General features: G+C 41.9%; 16 protein-coding genes. 8 read left to right on the top strand and 8 right to left on the bottom strand.

Annotation, left to right across the window (positions count from 1 at the left end):
- The first annotated feature begins 12 nt into the window (after positions 1 to 12).
- From crcB to MIC7126_RS0113650, 3 genes are all read left to right on the top strand, one after another.
- On the top strand, positions 13 to 420 hold the full coding sequence (gene crcB / locus MIC7126_RS0113660; protein ID WP_017653721.1) for a fluoride efflux transporter CrcB: 408 nt from the start codon (positions 13 to 15) through the stop codon (positions 418 to 420).
- Positions 421 to 435: 15 nt separating this feature from the next.
- Positions 436 to 1,095 carry a pentapeptide repeat-containing protein gene (locus MIC7126_RS27575; protein WP_017653720.1) on the top strand — a complete coding sequence of 220 codons (660 nt, stop codon included), beginning with the start codon at positions 436 to 438 and terminating at the stop codon, positions 1,093 to 1,095.
- Between the two features lie 325 nt (positions 1,096 to 1,420).
- Positions 1,421 to 2,728 carry an EF-hand domain-containing protein gene (locus MIC7126_RS0113650; RefSeq protein WP_017653719.1) on the top strand — a complete coding sequence of 436 codons (1,308 nt, stop codon included), beginning with the start codon at positions 1,421 to 1,423 and terminating at the stop codon, positions 2,726 to 2,728.
- Positions 2,729 to 2,935: 207 nt separating this feature from the next.
- Here MIC7126_RS0113650 and MIC7126_RS0113645 read toward each other — a convergent pair whose 3' ends face one another.
- Both MIC7126_RS0113645 and MIC7126_RS0113640 read right to left on the bottom strand, forming a co-directional pair.
- Entirely contained in the window at positions 2,936 to 3,376 is a 441-nt protein-coding gene (locus tag MIC7126_RS0113645; RefSeq protein WP_017653718.1) for a hypothetical protein, read from the bottom strand.
- A gap of 311 nt (positions 3,377 to 3,687) precedes the next feature.
- Positions 3,688 to 4,542 (bottom strand): DUF72 domain-containing protein, encoded by an 855-nt coding sequence (locus MIC7126_RS0113640; protein WP_017653717.1) that lies wholly within the window; start codon positions 4,540 to 4,542, stop codon positions 3,688 to 3,690.
- A 44-nt stretch (positions 4,543 to 4,586) separates the two neighbouring features.
- On the opposite strand from MIC7126_RS0113640, the gene MIC7126_RS0113635 reads away from it, so the two are divergent.
- Positions 4,587 to 4,907 (top strand): hypothetical protein, encoded by a 321-nt coding sequence (locus MIC7126_RS0113635; protein WP_017653716.1) that lies wholly within the window; start codon positions 4,587 to 4,589, stop codon positions 4,905 to 4,907.
- Positions 4,908 to 4,989: 82 nt separating this feature from the next.
- Here MIC7126_RS0113635 and MIC7126_RS0113630 read toward each other — a convergent pair whose 3' ends face one another.
- Positions 4,990 to 6,642, bottom strand: coding sequence for a mechanosensitive ion channel (locus tag MIC7126_RS0113630; RefSeq protein WP_026100239.1), 1,653 nt, complete (start codon positions 6,640 to 6,642; stop codon positions 4,990 to 4,992).
- A 348-nt stretch (positions 6,643 to 6,990) separates the two neighbouring features.
- Positions 6,991 to 7,140 carry a hypothetical protein gene (locus MIC7126_RS31570; protein ID WP_193787691.1) on the bottom strand — a complete coding sequence of 50 codons (150 nt, stop codon included), beginning with the start codon at positions 7,138 to 7,140 and terminating at the stop codon, positions 6,991 to 6,993.
- A gap of 17 nt (positions 7,141 to 7,157) precedes the next feature.
- Here MIC7126_RS31570 and MIC7126_RS0113620 point away from each other — a divergent pair, with 17 nt between their 5' ends.
- On the top strand, positions 7,158 to 7,601 hold the full coding sequence (locus tag MIC7126_RS0113620; protein ID WP_017653713.1) for an SRPBCC family protein: 444 nt from the start codon (positions 7,158 to 7,160) through the stop codon (positions 7,599 to 7,601).
- Here MIC7126_RS0113620 and MIC7126_RS0113615 read toward each other — a convergent pair.
- Positions 7,593 to 8,408: a SirB1 family protein gene (locus MIC7126_RS0113615; protein ID WP_017653712.1), complete on the bottom strand. Its 816-nt coding sequence runs from the start codon at positions 8,406 to 8,408 to the stop codon at positions 7,593 to 7,595. The two genes, MIC7126_RS0113620 and MIC7126_RS0113615, sit on opposite strands and share 9 nt — an antisense overlap.
- Positions 8,409 to 8,681: 273 nt before the next feature.
- On the opposite strand from MIC7126_RS0113615, the gene atpD reads away from it, so the two are divergent.
- From atpD to MIC7126_RS0113595, 3 genes are all read left to right on the top strand, one after another.
- Positions 8,682 to 10,130: a F0F1 ATP synthase subunit beta gene (gene atpD, locus MIC7126_RS0113610; RefSeq protein WP_017653711.1), complete on the top strand. Its 1,449-nt coding sequence runs from the start codon at positions 8,682 to 8,684 to the stop codon at positions 10,128 to 10,130.
- Positions 10,131 to 10,264: 134 nt separating this feature from the next.
- Positions 10,265 to 10,702, top strand: a complete 438-nt coding sequence (gene atpC, locus MIC7126_RS0113605; protein ID WP_017653710.1) for an ATP synthase F1 subunit epsilon — start codon at positions 10,265 to 10,267, stop codon at positions 10,700 to 10,702.
- Positions 10,703 to 11,228: 526 nt separating this feature from the next.
- The gene (locus MIC7126_RS0113595) at positions 11,229 to 11,846 is read left to right on the top strand and encodes a hypothetical protein (RefSeq protein ID WP_017653709.1); all 618 of its coding nucleotides are present in this window, start codon (positions 11,229 to 11,231) and stop codon (positions 11,844 to 11,846) included.
- 114 nt (positions 11,847 to 11,960) lie between these two features.
- Here the strand turns inward: MIC7126_RS0113595 and MIC7126_RS0113590 are convergent, their stop codons facing one another.
- From MIC7126_RS0113590 to MIC7126_RS0113580, 3 genes are all read right to left on the bottom strand, one after another.
- Positions 11,961 to 12,986 carry a 2-hydroxyacid dehydrogenase gene (locus MIC7126_RS0113590; RefSeq protein WP_017653708.1) on the bottom strand — a complete coding sequence of 342 codons (1,026 nt, stop codon included), beginning with the start codon at positions 12,984 to 12,986 and terminating at the stop codon, positions 11,961 to 11,963.
- A gap of 155 nt (positions 12,987 to 13,141) precedes the next feature.
- Positions 13,142 to 14,704 carry a hydantoinase B/oxoprolinase family protein gene (locus MIC7126_RS0113585; protein WP_017653707.1) on the bottom strand — a complete coding sequence of 521 codons (1,563 nt, stop codon included), beginning with the start codon at positions 14,702 to 14,704 and terminating at the stop codon, positions 13,142 to 13,144.
- Between the two features lie 169 nt (positions 14,705 to 14,873).
- Positions 14,874 to 17,012: a hydantoinase/oxoprolinase family protein gene (locus MIC7126_RS0113580; RefSeq protein ID WP_017653706.1), complete on the bottom strand. Its 2,139-nt coding sequence runs from the start codon at positions 17,010 to 17,012 to the stop codon at positions 14,874 to 14,876.
- Positions 17,013 to 17,072 lie beyond the last annotated feature (60 nt).

The following is a 17,072-nucleotide window of genomic DNA, read 5'->3' as shown; positions in this document are numbered from 1 at the left end:
AGACTTTTAATAATGCCAATTTCTTTTATTCGCACTGTTATAGCGATCGCTTTGGGTGCGATTCCCGGTGCTCTAGGACGTTACTTGATCACTGAATCAACCAAAGCAACTTTTGGCAAAGATTTTTCCTACTACGGGACGTTTTTTATTAATGTAACAGGCTGTTTTATTATTGCTTTGTTTTACACTTTAAATGAGCAAAAGTTTAAAAACCTGTCACCGGAAATTCGGTTAGCGATCGCTACTGGTTTTTGTGGTGCTTATACCACTTTTTCGACTTACGGTTTAGAGACTTTTACTCAAGTAGATAAGGGCAATACAACAGTAGCTCTAATGTATTGGTTAGGAAGTATGTTAGTTGGGATGCTGGCTGTGCAATTGGGTGTAATTCTAGGTAAGCTTAATTCTCAGTCCAACTAAATAGAGGGAAAAATTATGTCTTTAAATGTTGAAATTTTAGAACAAAGCGAGGTTTTTGGTGCTGCTGATACTATCAGTTTGGTGGTGGCGCTAGTTTTATTCATTAAGGAAACTCCTGATCGCCGTAAACAATTTCATTATCAAGCCTGGGGTATAATAGATGCCGCCCATGGCGTAAAAGTTAGCTATGCCCGAATTATGGCACTTCAAGATTTGAATGAAGATGGTGTTTCCCTGAGAGGTTTGGAGGCGCCGGGTGCGGAATTAGTAGATATTAATCTTTCTCATGCTAATTTGACTAACGCCAATTTAATTGAAAGCGATTTGACTAATGCTAATCTCAACTATGCCAATTTAGATAACGCTAATCTCAATCAAGCTAAACTTATTGGTGCTAATTTGAGTCATACAAAATTGGGTTTTGCACGCTTGAGTCAAACTAATTTCAATAGTGCTAATCTGAGTCATGCTAATTTAATTTGTGCAGATTTGAGTCAAGCTAACTTGAGTGGTGCTAATTTGAAAAATGCTAGTTTGAGTGGTGCTAATCTGCAGGGAGCCTACCTGAGCGGTGCTAATCTCAAAAACGCTAAAGTGAGGGATGATGAACTGAGTAGTGCTTTTCTTGAAGGTGCGATTATGCCTGATGGCTCAAAATATCGCTCTCAAAGTTGAGCTTGTCTTCATAAGTTCTCCAAACCAAAGCAGATTGTTACATAAATTAACGTGAGTTCGATGGGGAAAAAGCCAAAAAGTTGGCTGTATATTAATTTGCACAATTGAACATTCTTCAAGCGATGCCTGCGGTGGACTACGCTACGATTACTGGAGAATAGGTAAAAAAGTAACAAAAACGACGTAAAATAAGAATATCTAGCCAAAATAAGGATTTTAGCTGTGTTTACCAATGTGTTGCGCTTCGACGTCACACATATTTTCGCGTGTTGTAGATAATTTCGCTTAATAAATCAATCTCGTCAATGAAACCAGGAGACTAAATATGTCAGCATCTTTTAAAAACTTATTACTACTGTTACCTGCCAGCATTTATGCCATAGCTTGCTTTTATTTTAATACCACCTATACAGGAGATGAAATTGAATATTATCAAAAACTAATTCTTTGTGCTGCATCAATTCTCTGTAATTTTTATGTTTTGTATTACCATTACACTACCCCGCCACACCCAAAATTTCTCATGCTACCAAAGAGGAAGTTATCAATCAGAACTCACGTAATTTCCGGAAGTATAGAGGTTGTCTTTGGTGTGATTGCGTTTTTTAGTAGTAATCCAGAAATACCCGCTATAATCATGGCACTATCAGCCATAATTGGTCATATTACCTCATCTTCTTACCAAACACCGATTGTTTTTGGCTCCAAGAGCGCAATGATTCCAGGGTATATATTCTCTATTGGTTTGCATCTTTATAGTGCTATTCATCTACTTTTAGAACCAAATTCACGTTTTTGGTTAATCAACACATTTTTAGTTCTCAGTATATATGTTTGGTGTCGAGTCTTTTATTTTGTATTTACTGCTTTTGGAATTTTTAAAGATAATCTTTATTCTGCTGCAATTCTCGCAGCGGGTGTATTGGTATTCCCTTCTGTATTAGGTGTGGCTGGCAACTTATATTTTATCCTTTTTATCCTTGGATATAATGCTCTTTATAAGTTAATTATGAATCCCACGGGTGCCGAATGGATAAGTTGGACAAAAGAAAGTCAAAGACAGACATTAATTGATGAAGATGCGAGAGAATTATGGCTTAATAATAATTTATCAGTCAATTCTCATGAACTTGACGATCAAGCAGTCGCAGCAGTGGTTTTTGCTAAATTGGATATAAATAAAACTGGAACTTTAGATAAAGTTGAATTAAAAACTCTTTGGCATGAATGGCAAGTTCCAGATTCTTTTATTAATAACTTTATTGCTCGAAATACAAATTTCGATGAATTCACTTTTGAGGAATTTTATGAAAAAATCTGGCAAATTAAGGGTGTTAAGCAACGACTACAAACAGAAAATTTAAAAACTGAATGTTTAGCCAAGGGTAAAAATATTAGCAATGAAGAAAAGTGCAGATTGATTTTTGATCAAATAGATATTGATCGAAGTGGTTATATTGATGAATTTGAGTTAAAGACCTTATTGTTAGAGTGGGGATTACCTTCTAACGAAGTTGATGAATACATGGAAAAATATGATGACAATAAAGATTTAAAAATCTCCTTTGATGAGTTTTTTAAAATGCGTCCAGTCTGGTCTTTTGCCTATTCTGACATAATTATTGCCAGCTAAATAGAGGGAATAATTACGTCTTTAAATGTGGAAATTTTAAAACAAGGCGTTGAGAAAGTTAAACCACACGATGAAGCGATCGCCTTTACATATTCCTTGGACGTGGAAACTGTATAAATTTGATATTTTTACAGGATTGGGGATTGATAATAGGTAATTGGGAATGGGGAAGGGAATCTCTACCCATTACCCATCACCCATTACCTATTACCTCATTCTTTGCCGAGTATATCGCCCCTCTAATCCTTCTTTAATCCAATTTATACACTCATACTTTGATTTGAATAATTTCGGTGCAGCAATATTATTCAATAGCTCTGGTGGGTAATGATCATAAAAATATTTCCCACCTTCTTGAAAGACGATAATTAAGTTATGGCGATAGATAAAGCGGGATTTAAATCTATCTTCTTGACTAACAAATTTGGAATTTTTATCAATATGCTCTTTGGCAATTTCCACGATATTGTTGATGCTATTGCCATAGATACCCGCTGGATTATCGGCTTTATGGAATTGGCTTTTATACCCAATTTCAGACAAGAGTTTATATGAATAAATCTCGTAACTATCTGCTTTGCCAAAAACAAATGGAATGATGAGATATCCTTTGTAAGAAACTGAGCTTTCATAAAGAAGACGACTCATCTCAACCTCCGTCGGTGTCAGTGCTAGAAAAAATAGCCTCGTTCAAATCTGCATCACGAATTGTATGTTAATGCTGTGATTTTCAGGCATTAATCATACCTATTTGGTGCTTTTGCCAAGAGGGGTGATACCCCTTTTTTTATATGGATGAGAAAAGATTGATGACTATCGAAAAATAAATTCAAGAACTATTATCACTCTTTTTGTAATCAGTAAATACGATATTTTTTGTGAAATTTAAAAAAATATGAATGTTTTTTTGATCGGTTTTAGTGATAAGTGGGCGAAACAGAATAATTCATCAGCCAGCCTTACCACAAACTGAGTTGATGGGGGGTAGATTGGAGATGATTTCCAGGTAAAGGTGGAACTGGTACTCTGTTTTGTTCTAATAGCTGTTGGAAATGAAGCGCTGTAGAAGGCGATCGCTCTTCTATGGGACAATGAACAAAAAAATAAATCCGCACTCCCGCATTCAACCACTCCTGAATCTGCGTTACCCACTCGACCATAAAAGGTTGATTCACTGATAAATCAGGGTGTGATATCAACCGAATCAAGCTAAAAGGTGCTGTAACGCTGAATTCTACAGGTAATTTGGGTTTTCTGCGTTCTGAATGTAACTGCGGGTCATCATCTCCATGGTAGATGGGGCGTGAATCTAAAATTACTCTACCTACACTTAGCTGCTCTAACAGACAGCGCAAATTACTAGCGTGCGGTTCCTTAAACCAGTCTGGATGTCGAACCTCCAGCGCCAAAGGCGCATCAGCACTGGGCCAAGCTGTGAGAAAATTTGTTAAATCTTCGAGTAATATCGGTGCATAACTCGGTGGTAACTGAGCAAATATGGGCCCCATCCGCTCACCCAGAGGGCGCATCTGTGCCAAAAACTCTAAAGCTTTACATATATGGGGCTGTAATAAACCATGATGGGTGATTTCTCGTGGTAATTTTAGACAGAATTCAAAGCCTGGGGGTGTTTCCCTAGCCCAGCGGCTGACAGTCTCTTGATTAGGCGTAGCATAAAATGTCGTATTACCTTCAACCGTGGTGAAGCGTCGGCTGTAGAAGGAGAGAAAATCAGTAGCGCGAGTACCTTGAGGATAAAACTCGCCTACCCAACCTTTATACGCCCAGACTGCACACCCAATCGCAAAACTCATTAAATAGTTGTTATTTGTTGTTTGTTATTTGTTGTATATTTCCTATGTTAGCTTGGTCAGAACCTGAAAGTTTTTGTTTCAAACAAGAAGCATCGAGTTCTGAGGCTGAGGGTTTTCGGTTCAAACAAGAAGCATCGAGTTCTGAGGCTGAGGGTTTTCGTTGGAAACGACAAGCGTCGAGTTCTGAGGCTGAGAGTTTTCGGTTGAAACAAGAAGCATCGAGTTCTGAGGCTGAGAGTTTTCGTTGGAAACGACAAGCGTCGAGTTCTGAGGCTGAGAGTTTTCGCTTTGAACTTGGAATTTCTCGCTTTACACTCAAATATCCAAGCTCAAAGCTTAAAAGTTCAAGTTCTGAGGTGCAATGACCGAGTTAATTTCTGCAATCTCCAGAACTAAAGCTGCATTTTTCGAGATTATAGAGGAAATTAACCCCTCAAATCGTCAAAACTAGGCTTTATTTTTGAAAGAATCCAGCCATTCTTGGACTTGCTGACGCGCAATATCGCGTCCACCCAGACCAAAAGCCAGCGCAATAGCCACAGCGATCGCACCTAGCAACAGTCCAAAAGCTAAATTGACAATATCACTAGCAACGCCAATTTGTTGCAGAGCCATTGCTGATACTAAAGCAATAATGGCAATCCGCGCCACTTGTGCCAAAACGCGGGCTTGGGGATTACCGGAACTAGTAATGATATTAAAAGCCAGATTAGCTAAAAATAAGCCAATCGCAAATACCACCAAACCAGCTAAAATCCGCCCAGCAATAATGACAATTCCAGATACCAAAGCTGTGAGTGCAGGGATATTTAAGATATTGACTGCAGCCACAGTTGCAAACAATAAAATCCCTACTAAAACCACAATCCCAGCAACTTCTGATGGAGTTCTGGTGGGAGCAGGGGCTGTAGTTGCGTCTTCCGAGAATGCAGACTCCCTTTTGGGTGTAGGCAGACCCAAAACGTTGAAAATATTGTTAAAGCCTATACTTGTGAGGATGCTAGTAACTAAATCCGAGACAAACTGTCCCAGAAAATAGGCAAAAATCAAAATGCCGATAGCAGTAAAAATCCCTGGTAAAGCATTGAGAACCTGTTGTAACGCCGCAATTGCTGGTACGGAAATCGCCTCAATTTTGAGAGCATTGAGCGCAGCGATCGCTACAGGAATCAAAATCAAAACATAAGCTACAATACCTGCAATATTCGACAGAGATTGCGCTCCCACAGATGGAGACAGTCCAAACCGACTCCCCAAATGGTCGATTCCCGTTGTCGCCAACAAATTAGTGACAATTCGGCGGACAATATTTGCCAAAAACCAGCCAACAACCGCAATGACTGTTGCACCTAGAATGTTTGGCAGAATTGAGAGAATTTGCGTAGTTAAAAGTTGTACTGGTAATAGCGCATCTTTCAGACCCAGCGTATCCAGAACCGGGACAAGAAACAACAAAAAGATGAACCAGTAAAGAGCAGTTCCAATAGTTTCACTAACAGACAATTGACTCAGACCAGATGTATCGTCTTGGGTTTGTTCATTCAAACGCTCATCCAGCCTCAAAGCTTGTAGTCCGCGCACCGTCACCAACCTGACAACAGTCGCCAACAACCAAGCAACCCCCAAAAGAATCCCCGCACCTAGCAGCTTTGGTAAAAAGCCGACAATTTGATTCAGAAAACTATTCAGTGGTTGAGAAGCTACCTGCAGTCCTAGCTTTTCTAAAACAGCCACCACCGTTAACAAGATGATGCTCCAAAAAACCAAGCCAGAAATAAAGCGCTCCACCTGCAGCGTATTCTCACGACCTGTCAACCCTGAAGCAATGCGGTTATCGATATCTGTGCGATTAAGAATTCCCTTAATCACAGCCGCAACAACCACAGCAATTAACAAACCAATGAGTAGAATTGCTATGGCACCCAAAATTTGCGGAGTAGACGCCAACAGCTGATCAGTAACTCCTCGCACATCAGCAACTCCTTGCGTTACCCCTGACTGATCAGTTGGTATAGTAGGCGATTCTGCCAACAACCCCTGCACCCTCATCGACAAAGCAACTTCCAGCACCTGGGTTATTCCTGGCCAAGTTATGTTCATGGTTTTTCGGAATTTAAGGTTAAGTTTTCGGTGATCACACTTGCAAAACTACGGGAATAAACTACTCTCGACAATCTACTTCCCGTAACTTCACGAGTATTTTGTCTATCAACTTACCAGTAAAAACATTTATGACATTCTTATCAAGAGTAATTTTTTACTTTATTAAGTAATTTTTCAATTTGCGCCTAACTATCCCCAGAAATATATCGTTTCTCGCTTTAGTCAGGTATATTTTGTTGAGATTAGGGGTTGGGGGTTAGGGGCTAGGTATTAGGGGCTAGAGACTAGGTAATGTGTGCCTCATACGATAAAGAACTGCTATATTCTGCAATCGAGCTTTGTGACTCAGGAAGGAAGAGGGTGAAGTGTGGGAAGATGGAAAGCATAAATTCTCTTTCTCCCCACACCTCCCACACCTCCCACACCCCCCACACCTCCCACACCTCCCACACCCCCCACACCTCCCACACCTCCCACACCCCCCACACCTCCCACACTCTCTCATCTCCCCGATGCCGCAAATTTTAGAACAATCAATTCAAATTAACGCTACATCTGCAGTGGTCGAGCGCTGTGTTGTCGATTTAACCATGATGCATCGTTGGTTAAATCCCGTTCTGCGTTGCGAACCAGTAGGGGAAGTTTGGAGTACTGACCTTGGTAGTGAAAGTCGGTTTATCATTCAAATTCCCTTGGTGCAACCCACATTAAAATGCGTAGTTGTCGAAAGAAAACCGGGTTTAATAGTCTGGGAATTTCAGGGATTTTTCCAAGGACGCGATCGCTGGGAATGTCAACCAGTCGCCCAGGGAACATCTCTACTCAACCGCTTTGAATTCCACATCCCTAACCCCTTGGTGAGTTGGGGCTTTAACACCTTCGCCGCTACGTGGACACAAAAGGACATGCAAGCCCAACTGCGCCGCCTCAAACGTGTAGCTGAAGAATTACAGTAATTCATTGAGTAAACGCCGAATCATCGCCGCGTCATCAGCATCAGGAATTTTAGCTAGGTAAGATTGCAAGTCATCAACGGCTTGGGGATAGTGACCGAGTTGATAATAAATCAGACCGCGATCGCGCAATTCTAAACCCATACCAGGAAACAGCAGTAAAATTCTCTCAACCGCAGCCAGAGTTTTTTCTAACTTTTGTTGTTTCAGGTAAATATACTTTAAATTTGACAGTATCCGCGCCAACAACTGCCGATGACTCACCGTAGCCAAAAACTCTGGTTTTAACTCCACTGGTTGCTGAAACATCTGCTCCAGCCGTTCCTGACAATCCTCAGCAAACATCACTTCCCCGCGATTAAACGCATCGACAAAAATTTCCATATCTGAGATATGGGGACGAATCAAGAAATGTCCTGGCATTCCCACCCCCACCATGGGAAAATCAATCCGGCGCGACAATTCCAGATAAACCAGCGCCAAAGTAATCGGAATCCCCAAGCGCCGATCAATGACATCATTTAAAAAACTATTGCGGGGGTCATAATAGTTAGCAGTATTACCAGCAAAACCCAAATCTTCGTATAAATACTGATTAATACTTTGAATAATTCGCAGCGGATATTGAGAAGTAGGTAAGCGCTCTTGTAGCTCCATTGCCATCGTATCGAGAGCGTTGAGATATTCTTCTGGGTCAAGTTGGGGATATTCTTCTTGAGCGATGTATAAAGCTGCCTTTGCTAAGTCAATCTGCTCATCAGGCTGCTGAATCTCCTGGTAAAAGTATTGTCGCGCTAAGGAGAAATTCATAAGCACTTACTTGATAGACACTTGATAATGAAGCGGTGCAACCGACGCCAGTTGCTTCTACGTACCTTTATCTTATCGATCCCCAGAATATTTGCAAATCTCACTCAGCGCCGGATTCACCACACCGCTTCACCCGTTCCCCTTCCAGCTATTTTTTAAGAAATTGCTAACGGTGTTATGTCCTCCTACAGTGGTACAGTGAGAGATGACATTACTCGACCTTATGTCGTCTACGACCCAATCTGAAATATAGCTTCAAATATTAGGCTCAGCATGGTCACCACCGCAGAAAAAACAAACATCGGTTACATTACCCAAATCATCGGTCCCGTTGTAGACGTAAAATTTCCCGGCGGGAAATTGCCCCAAATCTACAACGCTTTGACCATCAAAGGCACAAACGAAGCTGGACAGGAAATCAACCTGACCGTAGAAGTACAGCAACTCCTAGGCGACAACCAAGTGCGGGCTGTGGCTATGAGTTCCACCGATGGCCTAGTGCGTGGTCTAGAAGTCGTCGATACTGGCGCTCCCATCAGCGTACCAGTTGGTAAAGCCACTTTGGGACGGATTTTCAACGTCCTGGGCGAACCCGTAGATAATCAAGGGCCGGTAAATGCTGAGGCCAAATTACCCATCCACCGCGATGCTCCCAAGCTAACCGATCTGGAAACCAAACCTTCAGTGTTTGAAACCGGAATTAAAGTTGTAGACCTGCTGACTCCCTATCGACGTGGCGGTAAAATTGGTCTATTCGGCGGTGCAGGTGTCGGTAAAACCGTAATCATGATGGAGTTGATCAACAACATCGCCACACAGCACGGTGGTGTATCGGTTTTTGCTGGCGTGGGTGAGCGCACTCGTGAAGGTAATGACCTCTACAACGAAATGATCGAATCTGGGGTAATCAACAAAGATAACCTCAATGAATCAAAAATTGCTCTGGTGTACGGTCAGATGAACGAACCACCAGGAGCTAGAATGCGGGTTGGTCTGTCTGGATTGACAGTAGCTGAATACTTCCGCGACGTTAACAAGCAAGACGTACTGTTGTTTGTAGACAACATCTTCCGGTTTGTACAAGCAGGTTCAGAAGTATCCGCGCTATTAGGTCGGATGCCTTCAGCGGTGGGATATCAGCCTACACTGGGTACTGACGTAGGTGCACTGCAAGAGCGGATCACTTCAACGACAGAAGGTTCCATTACCTCAATTCAAGCTGTATATGTACCTGCGGATGACTTAACTGACCCCGCACCAGCAACCACCTTCGCCCACTTGGACGGAACCACAGTATTATCTCGGAGTTTGGCGTCTAAAGGGATTTATCCAGCGGTAGACCCCCTGGGTTCAACTTCCACCATGTTGCAGCCCAACATTGTGGGTGATGAGCACTACAACACTGCTCGTGCTGTCCAAGCAACTCTGCAACGCTATAAAGAACTCCAAGACATCATCGCCATTCTGGGTTTAGATGAATTGTCAGAAGAAGACCGTCTAATTGTGGCACGGGCACGGAAAGTTGAGCGCTTCTTGTCTCAGCCATTCTTCGTGGCGGAAGTATTCACCGGTTCTCCTGGAAAATATGTGAAGTTGGAAGACACCATCAAAGGATTCCAAAAGATTCTGTCTGGTGAGTTAGATGCTTTACCAGAGCAGGCTTTCTATTTGGTGGGTGATATCAACGAAGCGATCGCTAAAGCTGAAAAGCTTAAAGGCTAAATCAAGGCTGAAGTATGAAGGATGAAGGATGAAACTTCATATTTCAAACTACCCTTCTTGAAGGGCTTTGCCCTACACACTTCATACTTCATACTTCATACTTCATAATTCATACTTCACACTTCATACTTTCTATGACCCTAACCGTTCGTGTAATTGCTCCAGACAAAACTGTCTGGGACGCTCCGGCTGAAGAAATAGTTTTACCCAGCACCACCGGTCAACTGGGTATCCTCACTGGACACGCACCACTTTTGACCGCCCTGGATACAGGTGTTTTACGGGTGCGTGCTGCTAAAAACCAAAATTGGCAAGCGATCGCTCTTTTGGGTGGTTTTGCTGAAGTCGAAGAAGATGAAGTGACCATCCTGGTTAACGGTGCTGAACTAGGCGACTCAATTAACCTAGAACAAGCTCGTGCGGCTTTCAACGAAGCCGAAGCAGTTTTCAATCAAGTGACAGGAAGCGCAGGCGCTGGCTCCGAGGGCGAAGCTCGCCAAGCGCAAATCCAAGCCACCCAAGCGCTCAAACGCGCTCGCGCTCGGTTACAAGCAGCTGGCGGTTCTGTATAAGCTTTTCCCCTAAGCTGACTGAAAAACAGTGCGTCTACACAGAGCAGCTTGTCGTCAGACATCACACTGAGTATTCAGCAAAAAACACTACTCACTTTTTCATCGCAGCCACTAAACCACAGATAAACACCGATACCCATACATAAATATCGGCATTTATCTGGGGTTTTTTGATATTACTAGAGTTTTAGTAAGGCTTGACTTCCTCATAGTCGCTGACATCATCCAACACTAGCAACACCTCACCTTAATAAAGGCAATTTATTTTTCTGACGCAGCTTGTCGATTAACTTCCGACTTTCTTCTAATGCTGCTTCACCCAGCTTTTTCTAAAGCCTTAGTTAAAACTATAGTAGCGATCGCTGTTGTCACAGCTGTCAATGTTACTGGTTCCATAATTTAGCAATAATATTCAGGGATTATACTGATATTACTGAGTATAACAATTCTTTAGCTCGACACGAAGGATGAGAAAAGTTACTGGATGATCAACAATGAAAGAAACGGTAAAATCTAGAGTGTACCCATGACGGCTGATGTCACATCTACTGCTCAAAGTGAGCTTACAGTCATATCTCAAGCTGTAGCGGCGTATCGCGGTGAAAAAGGAAAACTTCCCACTGCTTCTCTATTAGTGGATGCATTGCTACAAGCAGAAAAAGCCGCGAAACAGCAAAGGTTAGTTTATAACTTTGAGTCGCTTGTGGGGAATTGGCGATTGTGCTTTGCTACAGGTACTCGCAAAGTTAGACAGCGTGGGGGAATTGTTTTAGGAAAAGGTTTTTATCTACCCAAATTTGCTGCGGCTCATATTTCTTTTAGTGCTGATTTAGGAGATAATTCCGGCAGAGGCGAAATTGGCAATCAAGTACAGGTAGGCTCGTTGTCATTGCAGCTGACAGGCCCAGCAAAATATTTAGGTAAGAAGAATTTATTAGCTTTTGACTTTACCCAAATGCAAATTAACTTGTTCGGTCGTGGAGTTTATAACAAACCAATTCGCTCTGGTAAGGTGCAAACAGAAGATTTTTATCACCAATCCATAGCTAAACAGGCATTCTTTGCTTTTTTTATAATTACAGAAGATTTTATTGCAGCTCGTGGTCGTGGAGGCGGTTTAGCTCTCTGGATTCGGGATAATTAAAGCCTATCGATCACTAAATCTTACTAATAATTCCTCGCGGGATAATTCTAGTAACAATTCTGTATACAAATACGGTTTAGTAAAGGCAAACAAGCGTTTGCCCCTACTTTATAATCAATTGACTAAAACTTTCGCTTCAGTTTGCGGTTGATGGCGAATCTCGTTACCGCAAGGACGACCATTGTCAAAGTCGGTAATATTAGCAAAGGTAGTTTCAGCAATATTACTGAGGGCTTCGGCGGTGAAGAAAGCTTGATGTCCCGTGATGAGGACGTTGGGAAAGGTGGTTAATCTTTGGAAGATGTCGTCTTGAATGATTTCACCAGACAAATCCTCAAAGAAAAGCTCTGATTCTTGCTCGTAAACATCTACACCGAGATAGCCGATTTTACCAGACTTCAAACCCTCAATCACAGCCTGGGTATCAATTAATCCACCCCGGCTAGTGTTAATCAACATCATACCTGATTTCATTTGGGCGATCGCCTCCTCGTTGATCAGGTGATGAGTTTCAGCAATCAGAGGACAATGCAAGGAGATAATATCAGCATTGGCAAATAGTTCAGGTAACTCTACATACTTTCCACCAATCATCTCCAGTTCTGGGTTTTGATACACATCATAAGCCAGTAGGTTACAGCCAAAGCCCTTCATAATATGTCCCAAAATCAGACCGATTTTTCCAGTCCCGACAATCCCCACAGTACGACCATTTAAATTAAATCCTAACAGTCCATCTATGGAGAAATTGCCTTCGCGGACGCGGTTATGAGCACGATGGATTTTGCGATTCAGGCTTAAAATTAGTCCTACGGCGTGTTCTGCGACTCCATAGGGCGAGTAAGCTGGAACACGTACAATGGTTATACCCAACTGTGCAGCGGCTTTCAAGTCCACATTGTTAAACCCTGCACAGCGCAGAGCTACCAAACGAGTGTTATTTGCGGCGAGAATCTGGAGAGTGGAAGCATCAACTTGGTCATGAACAAAAACACAAACCGCCGGAAAACCGGCGGCTAAAATAGCGGTATCCCGATTCAGACGGGGTTCTAGGAAGACTAACTCATGTTGATGGTCAGAATTTGCAGCTGCTAAAAACTGCCGATCGTAGGCTTTGGTACTGAAGACTGCTACTTTCATGCAAAACCTGAAGTGCGATGCTGCATAGTTTGCGAGACTATCATAGCTTGAAGGTGCGTTGAGCGATCGCATCTGTGATTGTTGTCAATCCTAGGCGATCGCCTTGTTTTAGTCAACCCCAGAACTAAAGCAAAAATTTAGAATTCATCACCACATCACGAAACTTGACCAAAACCTCCACCTCCAGGAGTTTCTATCACAAAAACATCCCCAGATTCCATCTCTACCGTGGCGGTACTGTCTAAATTCTCGATAGTTCCATCGTGACGTTGTATCCAATTTTTTCCTACTTTTGCAGATCCCCCACCATTTGAACCAAAAGGTGGAATCAATCGATGATTAGAAAGAATATTCGCTGTCATCGGTTCCAAAAATTTGATGCGCCGAATTACTCCATCACCCCCACAATGTTTTCCTTTTCCACCACTATCAGGACGCAAACTAAAACTTTCTAAAAATACAGGATAACGAGTTTCTAAAACTTCTGGATCAGTTAAATGGGAATTAGTCATGTGAGTATGGACACCATCAGTTCCATCAAAATCAATTCCCGCCCCAGAACCACCACAAATAGTTTCATAATATTGATATTTCTCATTCCCAAAAGTGAAATTATTCATCGTTCCTTGGGAAGCAGCCATCACACCTAAAGCACCATACAAAGCATCAACAATCGCTTGCGATGTCTCCACATTTCCCGCTACTACTGCGGCTGGATAAGTAGGATTCAACAGACAATTTTCCGGGATAATAATTTCTAGAGGTTGCAAACAGCCAGCATTGAGAGGAATATTATCATCCACCAAAGTCCGAAACACATATAAAACTGCAGCTTGTGTGACAGCTTTAGGCGCATTAAAATTACTATTTAGTTGTTCAGAAGTACCCGAAAAATCTATTTTAGCACTGCGATTTTCTTGGTCAATTGTCACCTGCACTTGAATTTTGGCGCCATTATCCATCAAATAAACAAACGAGCCATTTTGCAAAATATCAATAGCTCGTCTCACCGATTCTTCAGCGTGATTCTGCACAAACTTCATGTAAGCTTGGACAGTATCAACTCCATATTGAATCACCATTTTTCGCAACTCCTGCGCTCCCCTATTATTGGCAGCAATTTGTGCTTGAAAATCAGCTATATTTTGGTCAGGATTGCGAGCCGGATAGAGATGGTCAGCAAGATGGAATCTCACAGCATTTTCTCGAAAATTACCAGCTTCTACCAAAAGAAAATTATCAAAAATAATTCCTTCTTCTTCCACTGTTGTACTATGGGGAGGCATAGAACCAGGAGTAATACCGCCAATATCCGCTTGGTGTCCGCGAGCAGCAACATAAAAAAGAGGAATTGGGGATAAAATATGATTATCTTCCCAAAAAACGGGAGTAATCGCTGTCACATCAGGAAGGTGAGTTCCGCCATTATAAGGATTATTAGAAAGATAAAAATTCCCCGGTTTAATAGTGTCGCCATGCTGATGAATTAAACTGCGGACACTTTCACTCATTGAGCCTAAATGTACAGGAATGTGGGGAGCATTAGCGACTAATAAACCTGAACCATCGAAAATAGCGCAAGAGAAATCTAATCTTTCTTTAATATTCACAGATGCTGCCGTATTTTGCAGCACAATTCCCATTTGTTCGGCGATAAATTGATAAAGGTTTTTAAAAATCTCTAAGCGGACGGGATCTGGTTGAGAAATTGCGTGCATTTGGGATTCTTATTTGGGCGTTGCTGATTAGTCGTATGAATTAGTTTCGCGCAAAGGCGAGCCAGTGCGTTGCGGAGGTTCCTTCCGTTGTAGCAACTGGCGCGCAAAGACGCAAAGATAGGAGAAAGAACCAGAATTTGTTTTTCTAAATCTTTGAGCACGACAAATATCAATCCTTTGAAAATCGTTCTAAAATCAAATGGTTTTGTGGAGTTAATATCGCTTTCCAAAACGGCTCAACCACAATTGTGCTAATTTTTTCCACAATAATTGCACTTCCATAAATTCTATCTCCAGGTTGTAAATCTTCTCGACGATAAACGGGAGTATCGTACCATTTTCCGTCAGTAAACATTTTCACCTGCTCCACATATTCGGGTAACTGCTCCCAAGGACGAGTGCGATTAATTAACGGTTCTTCAGGTGTCTCCATCTGCTGAATTATTTCTACTGAAATAGACTCCACAACTAAAACTTTTTCTACTTGAATGAAACCATAACGGCTTTGATGCTCCCGCGCAAATTCTCGCCGCATCACCATCAAATCCTCATGAAAATTCACAGCCAAAGTCGAATTACTCCCCTCATATTTTAAATTCACCTTTCGCACCACCAAACCAACTCCGCACTCCTTTGCGTCTACCTCTGTTTTGAAAAGTTTTGTGGAAGGAGATTTTTCCCCTCTCCTCCCCTGCGCTTCCAATTCATCCATCAACTCTTTTAATTGCGGAATTAATTCTGGAGTTAAAAGCTGTTCCACACCCCTTTCTTTCATCACCGTCACATCAGCTAAACCCATTCCATATGCAGAAAGTACTCCAGCATAAGGATGCAAAAATATCGTTTTCATCCCTAAAGTATCCGCAATTAAACAAGCGACTTGTCCACCAGCGCCACCAAAACAACATAGAGTATATTGAGTGACATCATAACCCCGCTGCAGACTAATTTTTTTGATTGCATTCGCCATATTTTCTACAGCGATCGCCACAAATCCAGAGGCTACCTGTTCTGGTGTATAATCATTTCCTGTAGCAGCGGTAATCTCTGCAGCTAATTGGGTAAATTGCTCAACAACAATCTCTCGATCTAAAGGTAAATTCCCCTCAATTCCAAACACCGCTGGAAAATATTGCGGGTGAATTTTTCCTGACATTACATTTGCATCTGTAACTGTTAATCTTCCACCCCGACGGTAACAAGCAGGGCCAGGATTAGCACCAGCAGACTCTGGCCCGACACGATAACTAGAACCATCAAAAAATAAAATCGAACCACCACCAGCCGCAATTGTATTAATTGCTAAGACGGGAACTCGCATCCGCGCTCCTGCTATTTCTGCATCTAATTGTCGTTCATACTCTCCTTGAAAATGAGCAACATCTGTACTGGTTCCACCCATATCAAAGGTAATAACTAACTCGAAACCGGCTCGTTGACTAGTTTTAATTGCGCCGACAATACCCCCAGCCGGGCCGCTGAAAATGCTATCTTTCCCTTGAAAATTTGCTGCTGCGACTAAACCTCCGTCAGATTTCATAAACATTAATTTAACTCCAGATAACTGACTGGATATTTGGTTGACGTAGCGTCGCAAAATTGGAGTTAAATAAGCGTCTACAACTGTGGTGTCACCCCGACTAACTAATTTCATTAACGGACTAACTTGATGGGATATAGAAATTTGGGTAAAGCCAATTGTAGAAGCGAGTTGTGCTATTTGTTGTTCGTGGTGTGGATAGCGATCGCTGTGCATGAAAACAATGGCACAACTCCTAATTCCTGTGTGATAAACTGCTTCTAGATCTGCTTTGGCTTGGGTAAGATTGACGGGGATTAATTCATTGCCTTGAGCATCATAACGCTCCTCTATTTCTATCACTTGTTCATAGAGCATTGTTGGTAAAATAATCTGGCGAGTAAAAATATCAGGACGATTTTGATAGCCAATTCGCAATGCATCTCTAAACCCTTTTGTGATGAGCAATACTACTCGATCTCCTTTCCTTTCTAACAGTGCATTAGTCGCAACTGTTGTCCCCATTTTAATTACTTCTATAGCTGCATCGGGAATATTTTCATGAGATGCAAGACCGATAATATCTCGAATTCCTTGAATCACTGCATCTTGATATTGCTCAGGATTTTCTGAAAGTAATTTGTAGACTATTACCCATTGCTGATGAGGAAGAGGAACAATTAAAAACCGTTGCGGATGCTGTAGAAGTCTAGCGATAATTTGTGGATTATTAGTGACAGCGACTATATCTGTGAATGTTCCTCCCCGGTCAGCAAAAACTTTTAACATATTGCTATTTCCCTATCTCTAGATCATAATTAATCTCTTGATGGCAGGCATTGGGCATGA

The sequence above is a fragment of the Fortiea contorta PCC 7126 genome (assembly GCF_000332295.1).
In the GTDB taxonomy this organism is placed as follows: Bacteria; Cyanobacteriota; Cyanobacteriia; order Cyanobacteriales; family Nostocaceae; genus Fortiea; species Fortiea contorta.
The sequence above is the reverse complement of the archived record's forward strand: the minus strand, read 5'-3'. Positions and strand labels throughout refer to the sequence as shown.